This is a genomic window from Thiohalocapsa marina (genome assembly GCF_008632335.1).
Classification (GTDB): Bacteria; Pseudomonadota; Gammaproteobacteria; order Chromatiales; family Chromatiaceae; genus Thiohalocapsa; species Thiohalocapsa marina.
The window spans coordinates 312644-333289 of record NZ_VWXX01000001.1; the positions used below are offsets into that span (position 1 = coordinate 312644).

Genomic DNA, 20646 nt, shown 5'->3' on the forward strand with positions numbered 1-20646 from the left:
GCGCGGACTCCCGCTCAGAAGGTCGCACAGCAGTCCTGCCAGCGCCAGAGGAGGTACAGGTGGTCCTCGCCGGGTCCGGGATAGGTGCGGTGGATGCCCCAGCGGAAGGGGGTCTCGCCGATGACATGGGCATCGTTCGCCTCCGGCAGCGGATAGAACATCGAGAGCTTGTACTGGCTCTTCGGCAGGAAGGGCTCGATCGGTGCCTTGCACAGGGCCGCATCGCCCATGGTGCGCCGGGCCAGCCCGCGCCGATGCAGCGCGGCCATGACCCGTGTGGCCGACAGCGAGGTGTAGCGCGGGCGCGAGCCGAGCGTCGGCTGGGCGCCGGCAAACGGATAGATCAGCCCCCAGGTGCCGGCGCACCAAAAGAGCTCGTCGATGGGCGTGCCGGCGCTGGCCGAGACCCCGTCGGCGAGACAGGCCGCCAAGGCCGTCGGCGAGGTCAGCCAGGTCGCCTCGGGATGGGCGAAGAAACCGAGCTCCGAGTTGTTCCAGGTCGGATCAAGCTCGCTGAAGTGCAGGATATCGAGCTCGCTGAAACCATCGGGGTTGCAGCGGTCGTCGAAGAACAGATCCAGCATGATCAGCAGCGGAAAGGCGTAGACATGGACGTTGTAGAACACCAGGTCGCTGCCGTCGTACTCGCTCTGCCCGCCGGTACCAAGCAGCCGGACATCGCCGAACGGCAGGCGTATGCCGCCGAGGGCCGGCGCGCAGGTCGGATTGCGCACCAGCTCGATGACGCGCGCGGGCTCCCAGAGGCCGATGGTGAAGCCCGGCCGTGGCACGCCAAGGTTGTCATTGCACACGCACACCGAGGCATCGCTCGCGCCGTCGGGGACCTCTCCGCCGCCGAGCGGGACACCGGCGATGCGCACCGGGAACAGGCAGGCCCAGCAGACATCGGTGATCAGCCGCCCGGAGAGCAGCTCGGCATCGGGGCAGGCGGCATCGGCGGCCGGTGCCGGACGCGCAAGCAGGAGCGTGCAGAGGGCGAGCAGCGCCAACGCGAGCACACGGGCAGGCAGACTGGACGGCGCGCGCGGCCTCATGGCGCTCCTCCCACCTCGGCTTCCGCCACCGCCACACCGCTCATGGCGGTCTCGGTGATGCGAAACTGCCGGCCTTTGGCCTCGACCACGGCGGGGACGCGCTCCAGGGCGAAGCGCCGGCGAAGCTCCGGGGTGAGCAGATAGACCGGACTGTCCAGCGCCTCGCTGACACGCTGCAGTTCCCGCCAACCGTCCTTCCGGGGCAGTCCGGTCAGCAGATAGACGCTCGGCTTCTCACTGCCCTGCCCCGCCAGCTCGCGCACGAAGGCGAGCTGACGGCGGTCGGCGGCATCGAAGACCACCAGGCGCTGGGTGAAGGGCAACCGGTCGAGGGGATTGACCGACTCCCCGGCCCGCACCAGCAGTGTCCCATCGGGCAGGCGGATGTCGGCGCCCGCCGTCAAGGTCGGATCGATCAGCCGCGTACGATCCTCACCGGCGGACGGCAGGGATTCAAAGCGCAGCCGCTCGAAGGCGCGCTCCAGGGCATGCTCGCCAAGGGCGGCGAAATCGATCCGGGCCAGGCGGCGATGGATTTCCTCGAGCAGATCCGGCTCGGCGATCGCGCGCACGGGGCCACGCACGCCCAGATCCCCGCGCTCGCCCTCGGCCAGCGCGCGGCGCAGCCAGCCAGTGGTCGCCAGCCCCGAGACCCGGGCCAGCTCCGAGCCGTCCGGACCATGGGCGACCAGCGTCGGCACGGCATGTATGGCATCGCGGACAAACGGCGTCGGGTCGAGCAGCACCGTGGGTGGCGGCTCAAGCTCCGCCAGGAGCGGCTGCAGTGACGCAACGAAGTCGATCAGCGATTCGGCTTCAGCGACGCCGCGAAACAGAATACGGGTGTCCGGCTCAGCGCTGGCGAACGCGAACAGCTCACGCAATTGACCCTCGCCGAGGGAGCGCGAGACATAGAGGGTGAAGGTGACCTGGTGTAGTGGGTCTGCTACCGGGCCAGCGTCGACAGCGATGTGAGCGGAGGCGTCGCAGACACTGCCCTCAACAGCACACTCGGTGATCCGAGCCGCCTGCTCGGCGATGGGTTCAAGGCCCTGCACCATCGACTCGGAAACCCCTCGCGCCTGCTCGAGCCAGGGCGGTCGCGGCGCGCTCCGCGCCTGCGCCTCAATGGCACTGGCCTGCTGGCGAATCTCACGCAGGGCCTCATCCATATCGGCTTGCGCTGCCACCTGACCAGATCCAGTGCCCAGAACCAACAAGGCAACACCGCACGTGAGCATGTTGGCACTGACCCCGTCGCCCTTGGCCAACCCAGCGGCGACCATCGATTCAAAACAGCGCATACGCCCTCCCAATGACCCGCTCCATCGGCAGCGCGCCCCAGTAGCGCGAGTCGAAGCTGTCGCGCGTCTCGCCCATCACCCAGAGCTGATCGTGCGGGACGATAAAGCCCTCGCGCGAGAAGGCCGCCGGTCTCTCGCCAAGGGTCTTCGCCAGCGCCAATGCGCTCTGCGGCTGCGGCACGCCGTTCACCAGCGTGGTGATGGCCGTCACCTGGATGCGATCGCCCGCCACGCCGACCGCCCGCTTGATGACCGTCTGCCCGGGCGTGAAGTACGGCGCCATGGCCTCGCTGGCGGCAAAGGCCAGCAACTGGCCCTGCCCGATCGTCCGATCATGGGTGTCGATCAGATACCAGCGATAAGGGGGCAGACAGAGCGCCTCCTGGTCATCGATGCCGATGCGAAAACGGTCGCAGACGTAGGCCCCGCTGCCCAGGAGCAGGGTCAGCACCAACAGCGCCCGCAGGGCGAACCGGTCCCAGGGCTCGCGGCGGCGTGCGCGGCCTTGGCGCTGCGGCGCATTCTTGTTTGCCTTCACAGCGAACGACTCCAAGACGCTCATGGCCGCCCCTCCCCGCCCTGTGCCAGATACAGCTCGGCCGGGGCCGCCAGCACCGCCTGTGCATCCAGCACCAGAAAGCCTCCGTCGGCCAGCCGCTCGGCCATGGCACGAATCCCGGCCGCATCCTGCCCCGCACGCACCGCATCGGCCAGCTTCAGAATGACCAGCGGTGGCGGCGCGGAGGCGTCCTCCACGACAAAATGCGCCTGCACCGCCTGAAACGCAGCACTGCCCAGGGCACCACCCAGGATCGACAGCAGTACCACTACCATCGGCACGCGCCGTGACGACAGCTCAACCCCCATGTTGGCGCTCCTCGCTCAGCCGGTTGATCGCCTCCACGATGCCGAGCCCGCGCGCGCGCAGGGCATCGAGCGCGGCGACATCCTGCGGCGCCGTGCTGTAGAGGAGCCGCCGGAACGGATCGACCACCAGCCGCCCGATGCCGCCGCCTAAGGTGGTGAGACAGAAGATCTCCGAATAGGCCCCGGCGACGGTATGCACCGTCTTCAGCAGCTCCGCCGCGGGCTCGGACAGGGGCAGGCGCTTCTCGGCGCTCAGCTGATCGATCGCCTGTGCCGGCTGCGCGAGCAGGAAGGTATTGGCGCTGTTCTCGGCGATCGCGCGTCCCACCTGATTGCCGTAGAGGTCCGCAAGCGACTGGGTCACGGTCACCGCCGCGCCGCCATACTTGCGAAAGCGCCGGTAGCCCGATTCGATGAACTTGCCCACGTCGCCGTTGGTGAGCAGATCCCAGGCCTCGTCGATGACCACGAGCTTCTGCTGCCCACGCGCGCCCAGATACATCGCCTGCTGGATCTGGTAGATCAGCTGTAGCAGCACCACCTGCTGCAGGTGCCGGCGGCTTTTGAGCTCCTCGAGTTCCAGCACCACCAGCTGATCGGTGAAGGTGATGGTGTTCGGGCCATTGAAGAAGCGCCCATACTCGCCGGCGGAGGTAAAGGAGAACAGCTGCCGGCCGACATCCTGGATGCGCGGATCCTCATCGGCGAGCAGCGCCGCGGCGATGTCGTCGACCAACATGGCCTGTCCGCGGGCATCCCAGACCGCCTTCAAGACGCGCTTGAGCCCCGCGGTGCGATAGTCCCCGAGCGGCTCGGTGGGTGCGGCCATGGCGGTGATGATGGCGGTGACCACATCGGCCTCCTCCTCCCAGCGCTGCACCAGCTCGAAGGGGTTGATGCAGAGCTCGGCTGCATCGGTGAAGGCGATGAACTGCCCGCCCAAGGCATCGCAGAGCTTCTCGTAGCTGCGCCCCACGTCCAGGATCCAGCAGCGCGCGCCGGCGCTCAGATAAGACGACACCAGCTCGTTGGTGAAGAAGCTCTTGCCCGCGCCGGAGCTGGCCGCCACCACGGCGTTGTAGTTGCTCTGGGAGTCGAACAGCGAGAGATCCATCAACTGCCCCGAGCGCGAGAGCAGGTTGATCACGGGCGTGCCGGTGCCCTTCCAGTCGCCGAACACCGGCAGCAGCGCCACCGCATGGCGCGCGCCCAGGGTGCGGTAGCGCATCATGTCGCGCAGCGCCGCGCGGTCCGCGCCGAAGGGCAGCGCATTGAGCAACAGCGGCAGCACGAAGTAGCGGTCGCGCATGAGCTGAAAGCCCAGCTCGCGCCAGTAGGTGATGGCGTTGGAGGCCGCGGCTTGCGCCTCGGCGCGGCGGGAGAACAGCGTCAGCGACAGATAGGCCTGCAGCGGCCGATCGCCATTGTCCAGGGCGCTGAACAGGACATCGTAGCCATGCTTGCGCGCGAGCACCTCGGGCATGAATTTCGCGAGCGGCCCATAGGCGGTATTGGTCGCCCATTGGCGCTGCGTCTTCATGCGCCCGCGCAGGCGTTCCTGCTCCGGGAAATGCAGATTCAGGGTGATCAGCGCGTTGTGGCGGATACCGCGCGTCCCCGAGCGCGGATCGCCCAGGTAGCGCGTGCCGATGCCAAAGCCCACCCGATCCGGGTAGCGCTTGCAGGACAGCGTCTGCACCACCGTCTCGCCGAGCTGCAACGCACCGGACTCCACCTCCAGCGCATGGGTGTAGTCGAGCAGCTGCTCGCGGATCAAGCGCTGCGGATCGCATTCGGGGACGATGCGCGCGCGCCAGGAGGCCTCCTCACCCCAGTTGAGCAGGGTGCCCATGAGGCGCACGTAGCGGTCGGCGGTGAGGGTACGCGGCAGCAGGCCCGCCGTGGTCAGGATCTGCTCGGCGGTGGCGCGCAGCTCGCCGACGGTCTTCAGCTCCTCCGGTGTCGCAAGCCCACTGCCGATCGGCACCTTGACGGTGATGACCACGAGCAGGTCGCGCGCGCGGATGTCGGTGCCGGGCACGAGGGGCTCGCTGACCCCGGCGCGCAGGAATGCCAGGCGCTGGCGCGTGGCCTCGCGCAGCACCGCGTCATCCAGATCGAGGCGCAGGCCGAGCATGACCGCCAGCTGCTCGTCGATATCGGGCGTCGACCACAGCGCGACCTGCATCAGCGTACCGGCCGGCCAGTCCTGGTTCAGCAGCACCGAGAGGCGCTCGGCATAGGCCTCGTCCGCGCCGGCCAGCGGCAGGCAGAGAAAGCCGAAGCCGAGCGTGTCGTCGTCGTGCTGGAACAGGCCGCTGTCGGCGTCATAGGCCAGCGCGCTGAACAGGCTGCTCGCGCGCTCGCCCTGGAACTGTCTGGCGGGATTGGTCATGGCTGCTCAGGGTCGCTCGGGGCCAGGGTGGTCTGGGTGAGTTGGATCAGGGGCGGGCGCTCGCGCAGCAGCCAGGCACGCCCGCGCCTGAGCAGACGGCGCGCACGGGCGGGCGCGCAGGGGGCGAGTGGTTGGCCGGCGGCATCGAGCACGGCAACCCCGGTGGGTCCGTACAGCTCGGCACCGAGCAGATGGGATCTGCGGCGACGTCGCATGGGCAGTACTCCGGGAAACGGCAAGGACAAGACACGCGCGCTCAGCCAAGACTCTGGCGAGCGCCTGGGTGACCAGGATGATCTGGATGACCTGGATAGGTCAGGGGAGGCGGTTTCCCGCCCAGGCTCGGCGCTCGGGCCGGTCAGTCAGCAGCAGTGAAGGGTGCGGTCGCGGCGAATCGGGCGGCGGACGGCGCTCAGAGGGTGATCGGCAGCGTTGCCGAGACCACCGCGTCGATGATGTCCGGGGCCATGAAGATGCCCAGGCCCGCGGCGATGCCGATGGCGAAGGACATGATGGACTGGCGCGCGACACCGGCGATCAGGCCGACGATGATGAAGGCGATGGCGATGATGCGACCGAGCAGACCGGTCATCCAGCCGATCAGCATGTCGTAGGTGGCCTGGAACTCGGTGCCGCCGGTACCGGCCAGGACCGGTTCGGGAGCGAGGAGCGCAAGGCCGACCAGGGACAGCGCAGTGGCCGTGAGCAACAGCTTCGACGACCGGGCGGCCGGGCGAACAGCGCTGTAGTGCGGTTGAGTGTCAGTCAGGGGGATAGGAGTCACAGTGCTCTCCGGGTTGGGGGTGAATCGGCGCAGGGCGCCGGGGTTGGTCAGGGGATACAGTTGCGATCGCATCCAGGGCCTCGGGCTCACTGACGGCCGGATGTCACCGCGCGCGGCTCGATCTGCAGGGGCCGCAGCACCAGGGTCGCGTTGCGTGTCGCGGGATCATCCAACTGCCAGCGCTGCGGCTGGACCTCGGTGTAGACGAAGCTCGCGCCATGCAGATTGCCGTTTGCGTCCTCCCAGGGGGCGATCCACAGGCGCATGATCCGGGCCGGCTCGCGCCGGGGCGTGGGCGCGGAGGTCTGCGCGAGGGCGGCGGTCTTGGGCGCTTGAGCGCGCGCCTTGGCTGGGCCGGACTTCGCCTGTTTTCGGGTCTTCTTCGCAGCAGCAGGTTGATAGGCCTGCAGGGAGTCGAGCACGCCGGCCGGGCGATCCGCTGCAGGGTCGGAAACAGTGCTTGGTGTGGTGGATGCGCAGCCGCCCAACGACAGCGCAAGGGCCGCCGTCAGCAGGACGCCCGTTGTCGAGACAGACAGACTCATCGTTGCTTCTCCTGCCGAGCCAACCGCTCGGCCGGCGGCGGGCCGGCGTGGTTGGTCAGCGCATAGACGTCGGAGGTGGACAGACACAGCGGGCGGCTCGGCAGGCCCTCGCAGGCGTAGTGCTTCTGGCCTCCGAGACCACCGGCACAGCCGCTCAGGGCCGTTGTCACGATCAGGGCTAGGATCAAAGCGGGAATCAGGACACTCGGACGCATTGGTTACTCCCCCGCCAGCCAGGCCTGCAGCTGCTCCGGCACGCCCTGATGCAAGCGCCCGTCGGGGGCGATCAGCAGCGGTACCTGCTCCACCCCGAGCAGCTGCGCCGTGATCAGGGCGCGTACCAGGGGCTGGGTATCGCAGTCGGGCGCGGGGGTCGGCAGATCCGTCGAGGTCGCCTGCAGCAGGGCCGACCAGGCCACCGCCCGGTCCGCGGCGCAATGGATCTGCCGCGCGGCCTGCACCGAGGCCTTGCCGCCGATGGGCAGCAGCACGACGTTCGCCTCGATGCCCTCGGTGTTCAGCGTCTGCAGCAGATCCCGGCAGTGTGGGCAGAGCGGATCGACAAAGACCCAGACGGGGGCCTCAGGGGCCGGCGAGGACGCGCTCTCGGCGCCGTCTTCGCGGTCAGTCGGCCCTGCCGCCGCGCCCTGCCCAGCCCCCTGCCCCGCGCCGCTGCGAAAGGCGCCAAGCTCAGTGGCATCCAGCGGCAGGCGCGTCAGGTCGATGCGCCCGGCCAGCGCCGAGGCCTCGGCGACGGAGGCGAGCCGCTCGCCGTGCCAGAGGTCCCAGGCGGGACCCGTGAGCACATAGCGACCGTTGCCGGCGAGGAAGAATTGCTGACCATCGGCCTCGATCATCTGCACGCCGGTGCCGGGCAGCTGCACGGAGGCCTCCATCGGCGCCGCAAGCCAACTCAGGGTAGGCGGCAAGGACGGTGCGGCCTCACTGCCAGTCGCCACCAGGGCCAGGGCGACGGTCGCGGGAAGCGCGCGCGGGTATCTCGGTGTTCGTCTCATCGGTGTCCTCTGTCCTGCATGCTTGAACCTTGTCTGTCGGCGCACGGTTGTCCGAATCACTTCAGCTTCAGCCCCACGCCGCGGTTGAGGATGACCTCCACCCCACGTCCGGCGTCGACCTCCAGCACCGGGAAGATCGTCTCGGCCAGGTCCAGGTAGTATTCGGCGAGCCGGTCCAGGGCCTTGCCCGTGCCGGCGATGGCCGCACCCTGCAGCGCCTCGCCCGAGAACACCTGCTGGTAGGGCACCGTGCTGCCACCCGTGCTGACGGTGGCGACGGGGACGGTGCTGAAGAGCTGGCTGAAGCCCTGCAGGAAGCTCACCTGCATCGCCCGGCCGATGATCTGGCCCTGTTTGTTCACCAGCCGTCCGCGCACGCCGACCTTGCCGTCCTCGCCAACGGCATAGCCGTCGATGGCCACCTCGATGGTGCGCCCGTCGGTGCGGATGCAGTTGATCGACTCGGCGCGCAGATACACCCGCTCCGAGCCCAGGTCGCCATAGCCGCCGACCAGCAGGAAGCACTCGCGCACATCGCTCTGGAAGCGGTTCGGCAGGATCGCCTCGTGCTTCAGGCGCAGCAGCGCCGGATAGGGATCCTGGCGCGCGGCGCGCCCGGTGGGCGCGTCCATGCCCGAGAGCAGGACACCGCGCAGGATGCTGCCCGCGGGGATGCGCACATCGGGGATCTCCTCCTCCACGGGCTCGGCAGGCAGTCCCTCCTGCTGCACGCGGCGGATGCTGAGGGGTTTCAGCGCCACCTCGGGCGTATTGGCCGGCTCCGAGCGCACCGCGGGCGGGGGGTCGAAGATCTGCTGCAGCGCCTGGGGATCGGACAAGGGCGGGCGCGGTGGCGTGGCGGGCGACGGAAGGGCTGTGCCCCGTGGCGTGCCTTGTGCTGTGCCGGACTCGGAGGGCGCTGGTGGCAGAAATAGACCGTCCGGTGTCGCGGCCGTCTGCGTCGGTCGCACGGCCAGATCGCTGCGCAGCGCGGCGATCTCTGTGCGCAGCGTTTTCAGATCCGCCTCGCGCTCGCGGCGCAGCGTCTCCAGCAGCTTCGCCTGCTTGCCGTCGTCCGCGACGCTCAGGCCCACCTTCTCCAGGTTGTAGGCGATGGTGCGCACCTCGCCTTCGAGCGCATTCAGCCGCCGCCCGAGCCCGTCGATGCCCAGATCCCGCGGATCGACATCGGTGAGGATGTTGGAGACCAGCCGACGGCGCTGCTCGGCTTCCTGCTGCCCGTCATCGGGCGCCGTGGCCATCAGCAGCGCCAGGGTCCCGACCACCGCCGCGCCGCCGCCGAGGGTGAGCCACTGGCGGGTCTTGGGCGAGAACGACTGCCAGGTGTCGCTGAGTCCGGCCATCAGTGGTCCGTCTCCGGGAAGGCGCCCAGCAAGGACTCCGTGGGCGACTCGCCAAGCACAGCGCCTGCCGAGCCGTCCTGCCTCGCATCCGCCGAGCGCACGGCGAGCAGCAGCCCCGTCTCCATGCCCGGCAGCAGCCGGGTTTCAGGCCAGGCGGCCACTGCGGCGATGGGCCGATCGGAACGCAGATGGCAGCTGCGCTCATCGATCGGGATGGGCATGTCGCCGGTATTGCGCAGCGACACGCGAACCAGGGTCAGCGCGCCGCCTTCGAGCACCTGCTCGGTTTTGGGCTTGAGCCCCGGCACGGCGCAGTGCACGGCCTCCGTCGCGCGCGCTCGGCGCGGCTGATAGCCGGGCGGCACCTTACCGAGGGCCAGGGCGCGCAGGGCGTCGGTCAGTGCTTCGACGTAAGGCTTGGGCTCGCGACCAAGGCCCGTGAGGGCGGTCTCCGCCAGCAAGGGGGCCGTCAGCGCGGCCTCGGCGGTGCGAATGGGCTTGGGCTGGAATGGCTGCACCCCAGGCACGACGAGGCGGATCTCCCGCGGCGGCACCCGGCGCGGGGCGATGGTCAGCCCGATGGTGGTGCGCGCATCATCGGCATCGGTGATGTAGAGCGTCGCCGGGGTCTCGACGGCGGTGGCGACATAGAGCACGTTGCCGTCGATCTCGGTGGTGACGCCGGAGACGGTGCGCACCGAGGGGCGACTGAAGGGCGTGACGATGCGGTTGAGATGATCGACGGCAAGCTCCAGCACGGCGTTGGCGCCCGGTGAGACGGTCACCGTGCGCGGACCGAGCTCCAGCACCGGATGGCTGTCGTCCGCCTTGCCCTCCAGGGCCGTGGCGGAGGCGGTGCGCAAGAACGGACTGTCGGCCTGCGCGAGCATGGGCAGCGCCGCAAGGAGCAGTGCCGCACCGAGCGGCGTCTTGGTCAAGGTGTCGTGTGGCATCAGGCCCTCCTCAGGGCTGTGACTGGCTGCGCGGGCTGCCGGGATAGACATCGAGATGCGTGATCACCGGGCGGTAGTGGCGGAAGGCCACGCGCACCTCAAAGGTGCGCTGCTGTCGCACCGGCTTGGAGGCCGGTCCCGCGCTCACCTGCATGCCGGTGACGAAGAAGGTGTCGCTCTGCGCGTCGTGGTGCAGGGCATTGGGCGAGAAGTGCATGGAGACGCGCTCGCGCTTGATCGCCTCGACCTGCTCGCCGATGACGTCGATGACCTCACGGCGCAGCGGGGGTGCGAGCAGGGGCTCCAGCGCCGACTGGATGAAGTCCGCCGAGCCCGCGCCGACGTTGCCGAGCAGTTCGGCAACATAGACCGCCCAGGACTCCTTGACCTCGCGGCTCGCGCTGTCGCGGGCGACATTGACCTGCCCCTCCAGGATCGGCGGCACCAGCACCACGGTGCGGTCGGCCCGCACCAGGGCGAGCAGGGTGAGCAGGTTGGTGATGAGCAGCAGTGCCACGGCGATGCGGTGGAAGCGGTTCTCCAGCGTGATGCCGCGCCAGGTCTGGGTCAGCGTGCGCATATCCATCGCGAGCCTCAGGCGCGCCAGCGGCGGCTGAAGGGGTTGGGACAGCTGCGAGCCGTCAGCGGCAGCAGCCCGTGCCAGTAGCACCAGTGCAGCGCGAAGCCGTCGGGGCGGCTGTCGCGAAAACGCCCATAGAGGCGCGAGAGCACGAAGCCGATGACGAGAAAGAGCCAGAGCCGGTCGGACAGGATGCCGATTACCAGCATGAGGATCAGCGGGATCAGGTCATCGAGCCGCCATAACAGCAGTGATGGCGGCTCATCCACGCCCTGGGGCAGTTCCAACGGTTGCATGCATCTCGCCTCCGGTTGTCAGGTGGCGATAGGGTGCCGGGATCAACCGTTGCCCGCGACCGCGAAAGCTCGCTCTACAGACCCACCTTTCCCGAGAGGCTGTCCAGGGACACACTCGTCTATGGACACCAGCGGGCATCTTCTTCGATGAGCCCGTGCTGGCTGCCACAGCACGGCTGATGGCCGCGATCGGTCTTGGGCTGCTTTTGCGGTTGCGCGGTGCCTGTGCCACCATCGAGACGGCGCCCCGTGGCACCTGAGCGGGGGCTGCCGACAAAGGTCAACCGAGATTGAGCGAGGTGCGCATGGGGATACTGAGTGGACTACTGGGTAATGCCTCCCTGGTGGAGGCCAACAAAGTAGCGGAGGGGCTCGCGCCAATCCTGGCGCGCGGCGAGACGGTGGAGGTGGCGTTCCGGGTCATCCGCGATGAGTTCATCTTCACCGACAAGCGGCTGATCCTGATCGACAAGCAAGGCCTGACCGGCAAGAAAGTGGAGTATCTCTCCATCCCCTACCGGGCCGTGACCCGCTTTTCCGTGGAGACGGCCGGGCATTTCGACCTGGATGCCGAACTGAAGATTTGGGTCTCCGGCGACGGTGAGCCGGTGTCGAAGACGTTGCGCGGCAGCGAGAACGTGACGGCCATCCAGAAGACGCTGGCGACGGCGGTCTTGGGCACCCTGTGACCTGCCGGCGCTGGACTGGACGCGGTGGACGCGTTGCCACGCCCGGCCACTAAGGCCTCTGCCAGATGCCCCTCGGAGCACGTCTTGAATGACCGTAGGGCTGGAGCTGGCCAGCGGGATTAGACAGGTCCCCTTCCAACCGAGACGCTGATCGCCAGCGTCGCTCTACACCGAATGACCGCGCGACGGAGGCCGCGATGACCCTCTTCTCGATCATTGAATCGCCGCAGCATCCAAGGCTTGATGCAATCTACCAACGCCTGGGCATCCACCAGATCAAGCTCACCTCGCAGCGCAAGACCATCCAGGCCCTCAAGCGACTGTCTCCGGATTGGGTCGTGGCGGAGTTCTTCTACGGTTTCGGTCGCTCAAAAGGCAAAGTCACTGTCCGCCGCGCACTAAACGAACGTATCTCTGATAGTACTTAAGGCTGTCGTAGACGTAGCCATAGTAGAAATGGACGCTCCACGCGCTGCCCGAATAGTCGGCATTCGGCGACGAAGACCAAAATGCGCTATCTGGCGAACCTTGAAAGGCCTTCATGCAATATCTTAGTTCTTTCAACTCCTCAATCGTCGGAACCCGCCAGTCGCGATAGCCAGCGTAACCTCCCGATCGATTCAGGGATTCGGCTGCCGCTAGCGCAGACTCCCAGTCGAACTTCTGGGCATCGTCCTTACAGGCTAACCCGTCCCAGGTTTGACCCAGCGCGCATCGCATCCATTGCAGCCCAGTCCGCACATCAATCACTGTGCCATCTCGCAAATCGCGATAACGACCTTCTATCAGCTCCGCTGACGCTGCGGCAGGAGCCTCCGTCTGCTTGTTCGACGTGGGCGCCCGCGTATTATTGGCCCGTGACGGTATTGACGAGCTGGTACTTGGCACCTCAGTCTGGCTAATCGATGGCGACGCTGGCCGCTTCAGCGCTGTTTGAAACATCTGCACGCTTTGGATGCGGCTGTCAGGGGCCACCGCTAGTGCGGCACGAAGTGCATCGCTCAACCCTTGGGAAACGCCGAAGCCGGATGCCAGTTTGAGCTCGTCTTCCATGATGCGGTCCGTCGCCTCCGGCGGCACCACCCCGGTCACTGCCTGGTACAACGCCGCCGCTGCTGCGTAGATGTCGGTCCATGGCCCTTGCTTGCCTTTGCGCGAGTACTGCTCGAATGGGGCGTAGCCCGCGCTGATCACGACCGACATCGAGCGGCTGCGCTCGCCCATCGCTTGGCGCGCAGCGCCGAAGTCGAGCAGGATCGGACGCACGCCCCCAACGTCTGTCTTCGCCAGGTAGATGTTCTGCGGCTTCACATCCCGATGCAGGAAGCCCTTGGCATGCACCGCGCGCAGTCCATCCAGGATCGGCAGCATCAACTGGACGGCCGTCTCTTCCGGCACCCGTCCGCCTTGCTGCTCCAGATACTCGGCGAAGGACAGGCCCTCGTAGTAGTCCATCACCAGATAGGCCGTGCCGTTGGCCTCGAAGAACTGGCGCACCCGCACGACATTGGGATGATCAAGCTGGGCCAGGGTGCGGGCCTCGCGCACGAACTGCTCCAGGCCGAAGCGGAACAACGCGGCATCCTCGCTGGAGTGCGCTTCCACCGTACTCCGATCGACCCCTCGTCCAGCCAAATCACGCGGCAGATACTCCTTGATCGCCACACGGGTTTGCAGCTGCAGATCCCAGCCGAGGTAGGTGATGCCGAAGCCGCCCGGCTTGCCGAGCACGCGACCGATGAGGAACTGGCCGTTGAGCAACGTGCGATGTGGCAACACGAGCGGACCGCGTGGTGCATGCTCGTCATAGCCACAGTGGGGGCAGGGATTGGCGCTTCCCTTATCGGTAAAGCATCCAGGACATAAGGCTAAAAGGCTGTGCTTGATCATCGATTTAACGTCAAGTTACCTGATCGCAGCGGTTCGCTTTGGCTACTGCACCACAACATCGCATCGACCCAGGCGCTCCGCTTGTTCTGACTCGGTGTCTCTGCTTCAAGTTGTCTCAAGTAACACGCCATAGGCCCTTCAAGCGCGGGCACTGCAGTGACTAGCGAACCGTTACCGACCCATCGGCCGCGACATTGATCACTGCGAGCAACGCCTTCTCGCCTTTGGTGTGTAAAGCGACCTCGCGCAAGGGACGACTCCCATCGCGAAAGAAGGTGCGCCCTTTGATGACGACCGGTTTCCGAGTGTCGTTGATGCGAAACAGCTTCGCTGAGGCTCGGTACTCCCCCGGTGGTGCCTCGCGTACCTCCCAGACCTCGGCGCCGGGGCCAACGACGTTGTCCTCGCTGAGCTCGCCGGGTCGGCCTGCCACCGTGCGCCGCTCCCAATAAAATTCAGCGCCGGTAGGATCGACGACATGTAGATCGATGTCATCCAGGGTACCCCAGCGGATGTAGAGCACGAGAAATGTCTTGGCCAGACGACTCGCGAGGGCATCACTGTGACCGCGCTCCCGCAGCGCTTCAGCCTCGGCCGCCTCGGCCCTTGCGACGGCGGATGCCGCCGCTGCCTGCGCATCGGCAAGCGCGCGGCGAAGACTCGTGGTATCCGCCTGGTACTCGATGTGCTCCTTTTTGTAATACGGCAGCAAGACCACCATGATGATCAAGAAAGCCGCCATGGCCCCAAGGATCACGTCGAGCATCGACAGGTTGAAGACATTGATGTCTCGGTTGCGTCGCTTCACGGGGATACACCCGGCGCCTCCGCGAAAATCGCCAGTGCCGTGTAGTTGTCATGTCCCTCGGGCGCCCGCCCTTGAAGCAGCCGCTGCATCTCGTCGAGCCAGTGTTGCGGACTGGTGGATTTGGCCAGGGCGATCTCCATTTCCGGCTCGGTCACATACTCCCAAAATCCGTCGGTGCAGAGTAGAAACGCGTCACCGCTTTGCAGCGCCAGCGGCTGATCTGACATGGTCGGTCGCGTCGGTTTGCCGTTGCCCAGACTGCGCAAGAGCCGGTTACGGTCTGGGTGCTGCCTGATTTCGGCGGTACCAATCTCGCCCGCGTTGGCCAATGCTTGCGGTACGCTGTGATCCGCTGTTTGAACGCGTACCCGACCATCACGAAACTGATACAGGCGACTGTCGCCGATATGCGCCCATAAGGCGGTACGACCATCGCTGACAAGGACAACGATCGTCGTGCGCATCTGCGCGAGGCGCTGCTCCGCCGCTTGCCGCGCGGTGATGGCCTGGTCGGCGGCAAGGATTGCCGAGCTGAGCGCGGCAGGATCAATCAGCGATCCTTGCGCGGCAGCTGCAAGCAGCGTCTCCACGGCCACCTGTGAGGCCACTTCACCGCCGCCATGCCCGCCGAGGCCATCCGCGACCACCCAGCACCCATCGGCTTGGCCACAGTTGTCTTCGTTGTCGTCCCGGCCACCAGCGTGCGTCAGGCAAGCGCTGTCAAAGTGAAGCGATGTCATTCGGATATAACCTCGGAGGTGTTCACGGTCATCATCAAGTGACGAAGATACGCAAGGCCCCTTGATCTGAGGCAAATGTGATTGCGCGATACCTCTACTCATCGGTGTAGCTATCGCTAAGAATCGACGTCAAGATGCTTTCCAAGAGCGCCGTCGTCCCTGTGATCGACACACCATTGCCTCGTGACGCGAGCGTTCGAAAAAACGCTGCGGCCGCACCTGGCGCACTGATCGTCGAAATGCGGAATCGCTCGGAGCGCGCAGCAAAGCCCCCGGCCTGGTTGAGGGTCGATGAGAGTGCCTCGGGGTGCGGCGGGGCATCACCGATCACCACGATGACGCCGATGGCATCCGGACTCCATGGCTGTGCAATGGCCTTGGCGAGCCCGGCATCAACGGCCTCTGGAATGTCGCCTCCGCCATCGGCTCTCAGCGCATCTACGAAGCCTTCAAGCCGGGCCTGGTCGGCGCGGCTCATCGGCGTCAAGGGAAACACGCGCGTCACGTACGCTTCTTCGGGACCCTGATCGCGATAGGCCACCAGGCCGACCCGGAGTTGTTTGCTCAGCTCCGCTAGGACACGAACCAACACTTTGAGATCCGCCTGCAGACTTTCGATCTGCTCACGCATGCTTCCCGTCGTGTCCAGGACGAGCATCAGGTCCAAATCACGCGGGCGCAATGCATCAACGGCACTTTCCGCCGCCGCCAGCCTCGCCTCAGCCTCAGACAACGCGGCTTCTGCCGTCTCTGCTCTCGCCTCGGCCCCGAACAACGCCTGTTCAGCCTCTGCTTGCCTTGCTTCTGCTGCAGCTAACGCTCGACGAATGGCCGCGTTGTCCGCTTGATACTCGACGTGCTCCTTTTTGTAATACGGCAACAAGACCACCATGATAATGAGGAAGGCGGCCATGGCGCCCAAGATCACGTCGAGCATGGAGAGGTTGAAGACGTTGATCTCGCGATGGCGGCGCTTCATGGGGTGTTTTGATCTGCAAACCTGAGTCGGCCTTGGGCATCGTTCAATCCAGCACGACCTCGAACGCGATCTCTGGCGTGGCGAGGAAAAAATGCTGTCCCGGCTTCAGATCCACGACCTGCCCGGCTCCCACGGTGATGGCCGCCCGACGCTGTTGTGCAGCGTCAAGGGCTCGATCGATGGACCCGACGAAGGTGCCGTTGGATGACCAGCAGTCCTCCAGTCGAAAGCAACCGCGCTCAGCGTCGAAGCTGATGACCGCATGTCGCTTGCTCACGAGCTCGGCATTCGCCAGCACGACCTGGGCCATGGCAGGATCACGACCAATGGCGAGGAACTTATCGCCCAAGGGGATATCAAGCCCGGCATAGGGACCGCTCAGACCGTGCAAGACGGCCCGGCGGCAGGGAGTTGCGGCCCGAGGGGATCTGGTGAAGCCAACCGCATGCGTGGCAGCCGTCCTAACGAAGGAACGGCCGCGCCGAGTGCTGGCAAGCACCAGGGCTGAGCCGCTCAGCGCGATCAACAGTCCAAGCAGGACGACGATCAGGGGCTCGCGCTGCCACAGATCCGCAAGCGCGTTCGGTCGGCTGCGGCTGACGCGATAGGGGATATCGTGATGGTCCAGCATCGGCAGCACCTCGTCACTCAACACCGCCCATCCGATGCCTTCACCGACCGGAACTCGCTCGATGATCAGTTCTCCATCGGCACCGACCCCAGGTACGGCGGTGAGCGCCTTCATGGTGTTGACGCCGATGACCCGACCAAAGCGATCGAACAGGGGACCGCCGGAGTTTCCTGGATTGATTGGCGCATCCGTTTGCAGCGTTCGCGCTGCGGTGGGATCTTCCGGTGGCGGGTTGATGCGGCTGATCATGCCGCCGGTGTGCGTGGCATCCGTCGGATCGGAGCCAAGAGCGGTGTCATCGGCTGCACCCGGGAAGCCGACAGCGGTGACCGGGTCGTGCTTCTTTAGCGTCGCAGCGGTCGCAAAGCGTGCCGATGGACGCCCACTGTTTCGCAGCAAACGCAGCACCGCAAGATCCCGGGCAGGATCACTCCCAAGCACTTCCGCGGTGACCACAGCGAGGCCATCCGAACCCGCACCTAAGACAACTGCTGCCTGCCCGCCGGAAAGGGCGCACTCGATAACGTGGTGGTTGGTTACGACAACATCGCCGCGCCCCACCACGAAACCTGACCCGCTATCAAACTCATTCTCTCCTGCAGATTCGCATACGACTCGGACAGTGATGGCGTCCATATGAGCGATGCTAAGATTCGCTTCTGTATCGGTAGAGAAGAATACGGCGAAATTGATTACGCAAGAAAAGGACAGCCAGATTGGTGAAATGACGCGTGGATAAGTCATCGAAGACCAACTCTACTCTAAGGTAAGCCCACCCCCAAAACCACCTTGAGGAACAAAATGGCAAGTATGGATATTCCTACGAAGCCACTCAGCTGCATGATCCATTCTCTTTTGCTCCAGATACTGTCATTCCTCGGCAGAGGGGAATGAATATCCAAAAGGTCGTCTTTATAAATATACCATTCTCCATCTATCAACAGCCCATCGTACTTCCCGTCGCGGATATCACAGATAATCACCTCTTCGGGCATCCCTACGAGTCCCGAAAGCTCGGCAACCGGTATGTAATCATTGTCATTCTCCGTTTCCCGCCCGATATCCTTACTGCCAGGGAGCTCTTCCTCGCTTATATGCCATTCACGCCCTAGAAGTTTACCATCGAAGCTTCCATCCCGAATTTTTTCTATGATTTCCCGCTCGGATAAATCCGTTATTCTTGAAAATTTCGAAACAGGTATATATCCAAAATGGGTTGCGGAAGTATTCCCTGCTGTGCTGAAGTCTGACTCAGAATCTGATTTGTCATTACCTGCATCAAAGGCCATTGATTCTGAGCTTTCGGGAATGGAAGGGTTCTGGGCTGAAAACCGAATATGCGCCTGAAACGCTTCTACTTTCTGTGGTCGCTCATCAGGGCTGATTCTAAGCGCCTGCATTAACGCGTCATTCAGCCAATGCGTGACGCCATAGGCGGTCGCGGGTTTCAGCTCATCTTGAGCCACACGTTCGGCTGAGTCTGGCGGTATTTCTCCAGTGACCATCCGGTACAAGACAGCCGCAGCCGAGTAAACATCCGTCCATGAACCTTGCTTGCCTTTCCTGTGGTATTGCTCGAAGGGTGCATAGCCTGCACTCACGACGACCGACAACGACCGGCTGCGCTCGCCCATCGCTTGTCGGGCAGCGCCGAAATCCAAAAGGATCGGACGTAATCCACCGGTGTCGGTTTTGGCCAGATAGATGTTCTGCGGCTTCAGATCGCGGTGTAGGAAGCCTTTTGCATGTACTGCTCTAAGACCATCGAGGATCGGCATCATAAGCCGGATCGCGGAATCTTCGGACAGGCGGCCGCCTTGCTTGTCCAGATACTCTTCCAACGAAAGCCCGTCGTAATAGTCCATCACCAGGTAGGCGGTGCCGTTCGCCTCGAAGAACTGACGTACTCGAACGATGTTGGGATGGTCAAGTTGAGCGAGCGTTCTCGCCTCACGTAGAAACTGCTCCAGGCCGAAGCGAAAAAGCTCCGCATCCTCGCCCGAATGTGCGGCGACCCTGCTCTGGTCGGTCCCGCGTCCGGCCAAGTCCCGCGGCAGGTATTCCTTGATCGCCACGCTGGTCTGCAGCTGCAGGTCCCAACCGAGATAGGTAATGCCGAACCCGCCCGGCTTGCCGAGAACGCGACCAATCAGAAACTGGCCATTCAGCAGGGTCCGATGCGGCAGGACCAGCGGCCCGCGTGCCGCGAACTCGTCGTATCCGCAGTGCGGGCAGGGGTGCTTCGCTCCCTTGTCGACGAAGCAGCCGGGGCAGAGGTGGTTGAAGTTTGGATCAGCCATACGCCAGAATCCTTGGGCATGCCCTGTTTGTAATCATTCTGGAGGGGAGTGTCGTGTGGCACTCCTGAATCTTTCTGGAGGCGCCCGCGGCCGGACGGACTCGCAGCTTGGCGACAGCCATTTTTTGCCTCAGTCCACCATGCGGTCGCCGCCGCGACCCACTCCTGGATGTTCCAACGGTCACAACAGCGCCCATAAATCCGTCGTTAATATCGTGTCTCCGCGTCATTGAAAAATCATTCAAAAGGTAAAGTCACTGTCCGCCGCGCACAAGACGAACGCAGTCCAGACTGTACTTATTATGGTAGTAGACGTCGCCACAGTAGAAATGGACGTACCACGCGTTGCCCGAATAGGAGGTGCTCGGCGACGAAGACCAGAACGCGCCGGCTGGCGATCCTGGAAAGGCCTCCGACTCAATTGCCGGAGTGAAGTGATCCCCTTCGCATCTTTTTTCGTCGTTGAGCCAAATTCCAATGTCCTCTGAACTTCCCTTGCAATATCTTAGTCCCTTTAACTCGTCGATCGTCGGTACCCGCCAGTCCCGATAACCCGCATACCCGCCCGATCGGTTCAGCGATTGGGCTGCCGCGAGCGCTGACTTCCAATCCAGCTTCTGGGCTTCGCCTTGACAGGTCGACTTGCTCAAGTTCTGCCCAAACGCGCATCGCATCCATTGCAGCCCGGTCCGAATATCCATGACAGTACCATCGCCCAAATCGTGATAACGACCTGCTATCAGGTCCACTGGCGGTACGGCAGAATCTCCCGTGTGCTTCTGCGCCCTGGGTTCATGCGAATGGTTTGTTCGCGCTGGTATTGGCGCGCTCGTGTCTGGCACCTCGGCGCGCCTCTTCGGTCCATGCGCCGGACGTCTCAATACCTTCTGCAACGTCTGTACGCTCTGCGGCCGTGCTTCAGGGGCCATGGCTAGCGCGGCGCTTAGTGCATCGCCCAATTCTTGGGAGACGCCGAATCCTGTTGCCGACTTGAGCTCGTCGTCCATGATTCGGTCCGTGGCTTCCGGCGGCACTTCTCCCGTGACGGCCTGGTACAGCACCGCAGCGGCCGCGTAGATGTCGGTCCATGGCCCTTGCTTGCCTTTACGCGAGTACTGCTCAAGAGGGGCATAGCCCGCGCTGATCACCACCGACATCGAGCGGCTGCGCTCACCCATCGCCTGGCGCGCCGCACCGAAGTCGAGCAGGATCGGGCGCACGCCGCCCACATCGGTCTTAGCCAGATAGATGTTCTGCGGCTTCACATCACGGTGCAGGAAGCCCTTGGCATGCACCGCGCGCAGTCCATCCAGGATAGGCAGCATCAACTGGACGGCCGTCTCTTCCGGCACCCGTCCGCCTTGCTGCTCCAGATACTCGGCGAAGGACAGGCCCTCGTAGTAGTCCATCACCAGATAGGCCGTGCCGTTGGCCTCGAAGAACTGGCGCAC

General features: G+C 64.8%; 23 protein-coding genes. 2 read left to right on the plus strand and 21 right to left on the minus strand.

Annotated elements, in window-relative coordinates:
• Positions 1-14 precede the first annotated feature (14 nt).
• The 14 genes from F2Q65_RS01420 to traL all read right to left on the minus strand — a co-directional run bounded on the left by F2Q65_RS01420 (position 15) and on the right by traL (position 11159).
• Complete coding sequence (locus tag F2Q65_RS01420; RefSeq protein ID WP_150089630.1) at positions 15-1055, minus strand: TraU family protein; 1041 nt, start codon at positions 1053-1055, stop codon at positions 15-17.
• Positions 1052-2245: a TrbC family F-type conjugative pilus assembly protein gene (locus tag F2Q65_RS01425; protein WP_246155840.1), complete on the minus strand. Its 1194-nt coding sequence runs from the start codon at positions 2243-2245 to the stop codon at positions 1052-1054. The genes F2Q65_RS01420 and F2Q65_RS01425 overlap by 4 nt, the downstream gene beginning before the upstream one ends.
• Positions 2246-2345: 100 nt before the next feature.
• A complete protein-coding gene (lepB, locus tag F2Q65_RS01430) occupies positions 2346-2921 on the minus strand; it encodes a signal peptidase I (protein WP_150089632.1) in 576 nt (191 codons plus the stop codon).
• On the minus strand, positions 2918-3226 hold the full coding sequence (locus tag F2Q65_RS01435) for a hypothetical protein (RefSeq protein ID WP_150089634.1): 309 nt from the start codon (positions 3224-3226) through the stop codon (positions 2918-2920). The genes lepB and F2Q65_RS01435 overlap by 4 nt, the downstream gene beginning before the upstream one ends.
• Complete coding sequence (gene traC, locus F2Q65_RS01440) at positions 3216-5621, minus strand: type IV secretion system protein TraC (protein ID WP_150089636.1); 2406 nt, start codon at positions 5619-5621, stop codon at positions 3216-3218. Before traC ends, F2Q65_RS01435 begins: the two co-directional genes overlap by 11 nt.
• Positions 5618-5836: an RRXRR domain-containing protein gene (locus F2Q65_RS01445; RefSeq protein WP_150089638.1), complete on the minus strand. Its 219-nt coding sequence runs from the start codon at positions 5834-5836 to the stop codon at positions 5618-5620. Before F2Q65_RS01445 ends, traC begins: the two co-directional genes overlap by 4 nt.
• 197 nt (positions 5837-6033) lie before the next feature.
• Entirely contained in the window at positions 6034-6477 is a 444-nt protein-coding gene (gene traA, locus F2Q65_RS01450) for a TrbC/VirB2 family protein (RefSeq protein ID WP_246155844.1), read from the minus strand.
• Positions 6478-6491: 14 nt separating this feature from the next.
• A complete protein-coding gene (locus F2Q65_RS01455) occupies positions 6492-6950 on the minus strand; it encodes a TraV family lipoprotein (protein ID WP_150089640.1) in 459 nt (152 codons plus the stop codon).
• The gene (locus F2Q65_RS01460; protein WP_150089642.1) at positions 6947-7165 is read right to left on the minus strand and encodes a conjugal transfer protein TraV; all 219 of its coding nucleotides are present in this window, start codon (positions 7163-7165) and stop codon (positions 6947-6949) included. Before F2Q65_RS01460 ends, F2Q65_RS01455 begins: the two co-directional genes overlap by 4 nt.
• A gap of 3 nt (positions 7166-7168) precedes the next feature.
• Positions 7169-7966, minus strand: a complete 798-nt coding sequence (locus F2Q65_RS01465) for a thioredoxin domain-containing protein (RefSeq protein ID WP_150089644.1) — start codon at positions 7964-7966, stop codon at positions 7169-7171.
• A 56-nt stretch (positions 7967-8022) separates the two neighbouring features.
• A complete protein-coding gene (locus F2Q65_RS01470; protein ID WP_150089646.1) occupies positions 8023-9330 on the minus strand; it encodes a TraB/TrbI/VirB10 family type IV secretion system protein in 1308 nt (435 codons plus the stop codon).
• Complete coding sequence (locus F2Q65_RS01475) at positions 9330-10283, minus strand: TraK domain-containing protein (protein WP_170265436.1); 954 nt, start codon at positions 10281-10283, stop codon at positions 9330-9332. Before F2Q65_RS01475 ends, F2Q65_RS01470 begins: the two co-directional genes overlap by 1 nt.
• Positions 10284-10293: 10 nt before the next feature.
• Complete coding sequence (locus tag F2Q65_RS01480; protein WP_150089650.1) at positions 10294-10869, minus strand: TraE/TraK family type IV conjugative transfer system protein; 576 nt, start codon at positions 10867-10869, stop codon at positions 10294-10296.
• Between the two features lie 8 nt (positions 10870-10877).
• On the minus strand, positions 10878-11159 hold the full coding sequence (gene traL, locus F2Q65_RS01485) for a type IV conjugative transfer system protein TraL (protein ID WP_150089652.1): 282 nt from the start codon (positions 11157-11159) through the stop codon (positions 10878-10880).
• A gap of 305 nt (positions 11160-11464) precedes the next feature.
• On the opposite strand from traL, the gene F2Q65_RS01490 reads away from it, so the two are divergent.
• Positions 11465-11848: a PH domain-containing protein gene (locus F2Q65_RS01490; RefSeq protein ID WP_150089654.1), complete on the plus strand. Its 384-nt coding sequence runs from the start codon at positions 11465-11467 to the stop codon at positions 11846-11848.
• 197 nt (positions 11849-12045) lie between these two features.
• Complete coding sequence (locus tag F2Q65_RS01495) at positions 12046-12276, plus strand: hypothetical protein (RefSeq protein ID WP_150089656.1); 231 nt, start codon at positions 12046-12048, stop codon at positions 12274-12276.
• Here the strand turns inward: F2Q65_RS01495 and F2Q65_RS01500 are convergent.
• From F2Q65_RS01500 to F2Q65_RS01530, 7 genes are all read right to left on the minus strand, one after another.
• Positions 12230-13738: a protein kinase domain-containing protein gene (locus F2Q65_RS01500; RefSeq protein WP_150089658.1), complete on the minus strand. Its 1509-nt coding sequence runs from the start codon at positions 13736-13738 to the stop codon at positions 12230-12232. The two genes, F2Q65_RS01495 and F2Q65_RS01500, sit on opposite strands and share 47 nt — an antisense overlap.
• 160 nt (positions 13739-13898) lie before the next feature.
• Positions 13899-14546 carry a hypothetical protein gene (locus tag F2Q65_RS01505; RefSeq protein ID WP_150089660.1) on the minus strand — a complete coding sequence of 216 codons (648 nt, stop codon included), beginning with the start codon at positions 14544-14546 and terminating at the stop codon, positions 13899-13901.
• Positions 14543-15286, minus strand: coding sequence for a PP2C family protein-serine/threonine phosphatase (locus F2Q65_RS01510; RefSeq protein WP_150089662.1), 744 nt, complete (start codon positions 15284-15286; stop codon positions 14543-14545). The genes F2Q65_RS01505 and F2Q65_RS01510 overlap by 4 nt, the downstream gene beginning before the upstream one ends.
• Positions 15287-15380: 94 nt before the next feature.
• A complete protein-coding gene (locus F2Q65_RS01515) occupies positions 15381-16265 on the minus strand; it encodes a vWA domain-containing protein (protein WP_150089664.1) in 885 nt (294 codons plus the stop codon).
• A gap of 43 nt (positions 16266-16308) precedes the next feature.
• Positions 16309-17640 (minus strand): trypsin-like peptidase domain-containing protein, encoded by a 1332-nt coding sequence (locus tag F2Q65_RS01520; protein WP_150089666.1) that lies wholly within the window; start codon positions 17638-17640, stop codon positions 16309-16311.
• Positions 17641-17657: 17 nt separating this feature from the next.
• The gene (locus F2Q65_RS01525) at positions 17658-19196 is read right to left on the minus strand and encodes a serine/threonine protein kinase (RefSeq protein ID WP_150089668.1); all 1539 of its coding nucleotides are present in this window, start codon (positions 19194-19196) and stop codon (positions 17658-17660) included.
• Between the two features lie 253 nt (positions 19197-19449).
• A partial coding sequence (locus F2Q65_RS01530) for an Lcl domain-containing protein (RefSeq protein WP_150089670.1) occupies positions 19450-20646 on the minus strand: 1197 nt, incomplete at its 5' end.

Excerpts from the sequence above, each read along its gene's own strand:
- lepB (WP_150089632.1), bottom strand. The coding sequence starts at position 2,921 with ATGAGCGTCTTGGAGTCGTTCGCTGTGAAGGCAAACAAGAATGCGCCG.
- F2Q65_RS01475 (WP_170265436.1), bottom strand. The coding sequence starts at position 10,283 with ATGCCACACGACACCTTGACCAAGACGCCGCTCGGTGCGGCACTGCTC.
- F2Q65_RS01480 (WP_150089650.1), bottom strand. The coding sequence starts at position 10,869 with ATGGATATGCGCACGCTGACCCAGACCTGGCGCGGCATCACGCTGGAG.
- F2Q65_RS01460 (WP_150089642.1), bottom strand. The coding sequence starts at position 7,165 with ATGCGTCCGAGTGTCCTGATTCCCGCTTTGATCCTAGCCCTGATCGTG.
- F2Q65_RS01455 (WP_150089640.1), bottom strand. The coding sequence starts at position 6,950 with ATGAGTCTGTCTGTCTCGACAACGGGCGTCCTGCTGACGGCGGCCCTT.
- F2Q65_RS01445 (WP_150089638.1), bottom strand. The coding sequence starts at position 5,836 with ATGCGACGTCGCCGCAGATCCCATCTGCTCGGTGCCGAGCTGTACGGA.
- F2Q65_RS01490 (WP_150089654.1), top strand. The coding sequence starts at position 11,465 with ATGGGGATACTGAGTGGACTACTGGGTAATGCCTCCCTGGTGGAGGCC.
- F2Q65_RS01500 (WP_150089658.1), bottom strand. The coding sequence starts at position 13,738 with ATGATCAAGCACAGCCTTTTAGCCTTATGTCCTGGATGCTTTACCGAT.
- F2Q65_RS01420 (WP_150089630.1), bottom strand. The coding sequence starts at position 1,055 with ATGAGGCCGCGCGCGCCGTCCAGTCTGCCTGCCCGTGTGCTCGCGTTG.
- F2Q65_RS01495 (WP_150089656.1), top strand. The coding sequence starts at position 12,046 with ATGACCCTCTTCTCGATCATTGAATCGCCGCAGCATCCAAGGCTTGAT.
- traA (WP_246155844.1), bottom strand. The coding sequence starts at position 6,477 with ATGCGATCGCAACTGTATCCCCTGACCAACCCCGGCGCCCTGCGCCGA.
- traC (WP_150089636.1), bottom strand. The coding sequence starts at position 5,621 with ATGACCAATCCCGCCAGACAGTTCCAGGGCGAGCGCGCGAGCAGCCTG.
- F2Q65_RS01525 (WP_150089668.1), bottom strand. The coding sequence starts at position 19,196 with ATGGCTGATCCAAACTTCAACCACCTCTGCCCCGGCTGCTTCGTCGAC.
- traL (WP_150089652.1), bottom strand. The coding sequence starts at position 11,159 with ATGCAACCGTTGGAACTGCCCCAGGGCGTGGATGAGCCGCCATCACTG.
- F2Q65_RS01435 (WP_150089634.1), bottom strand. The coding sequence starts at position 3,226 with ATGGGGGTTGAGCTGTCGTCACGGCGCGTGCCGATGGTAGTGGTACTG.
- F2Q65_RS01510 (WP_150089662.1), bottom strand. The coding sequence starts at position 15,286 with ATGACATCGCTTCACTTTGACAGCGCTTGCCTGACGCACGCTGGTGGC.
- F2Q65_RS01515 (WP_150089664.1), bottom strand. The coding sequence starts at position 16,265 with ATGAAGCGCCGCCATCGCGAGATCAACGTCTTCAACCTCTCCATGCTC.
- F2Q65_RS01465 (WP_150089644.1), bottom strand. The coding sequence starts at position 7,966 with ATGAGACGAACACCGAGATACCCGCGCGCGCTTCCCGCGACCGTCGCC.
- F2Q65_RS01520 (WP_150089666.1), bottom strand. The coding sequence starts at position 17,640 with ATGACTTATCCACGCGTCATTTCACCAATCTGGCTGTCCTTTTCTTGC.
- F2Q65_RS01470 (WP_150089646.1), bottom strand. The coding sequence starts at position 9,330 with ATGGCCGGACTCAGCGACACCTGGCAGTCGTTCTCGCCCAAGACCCGC.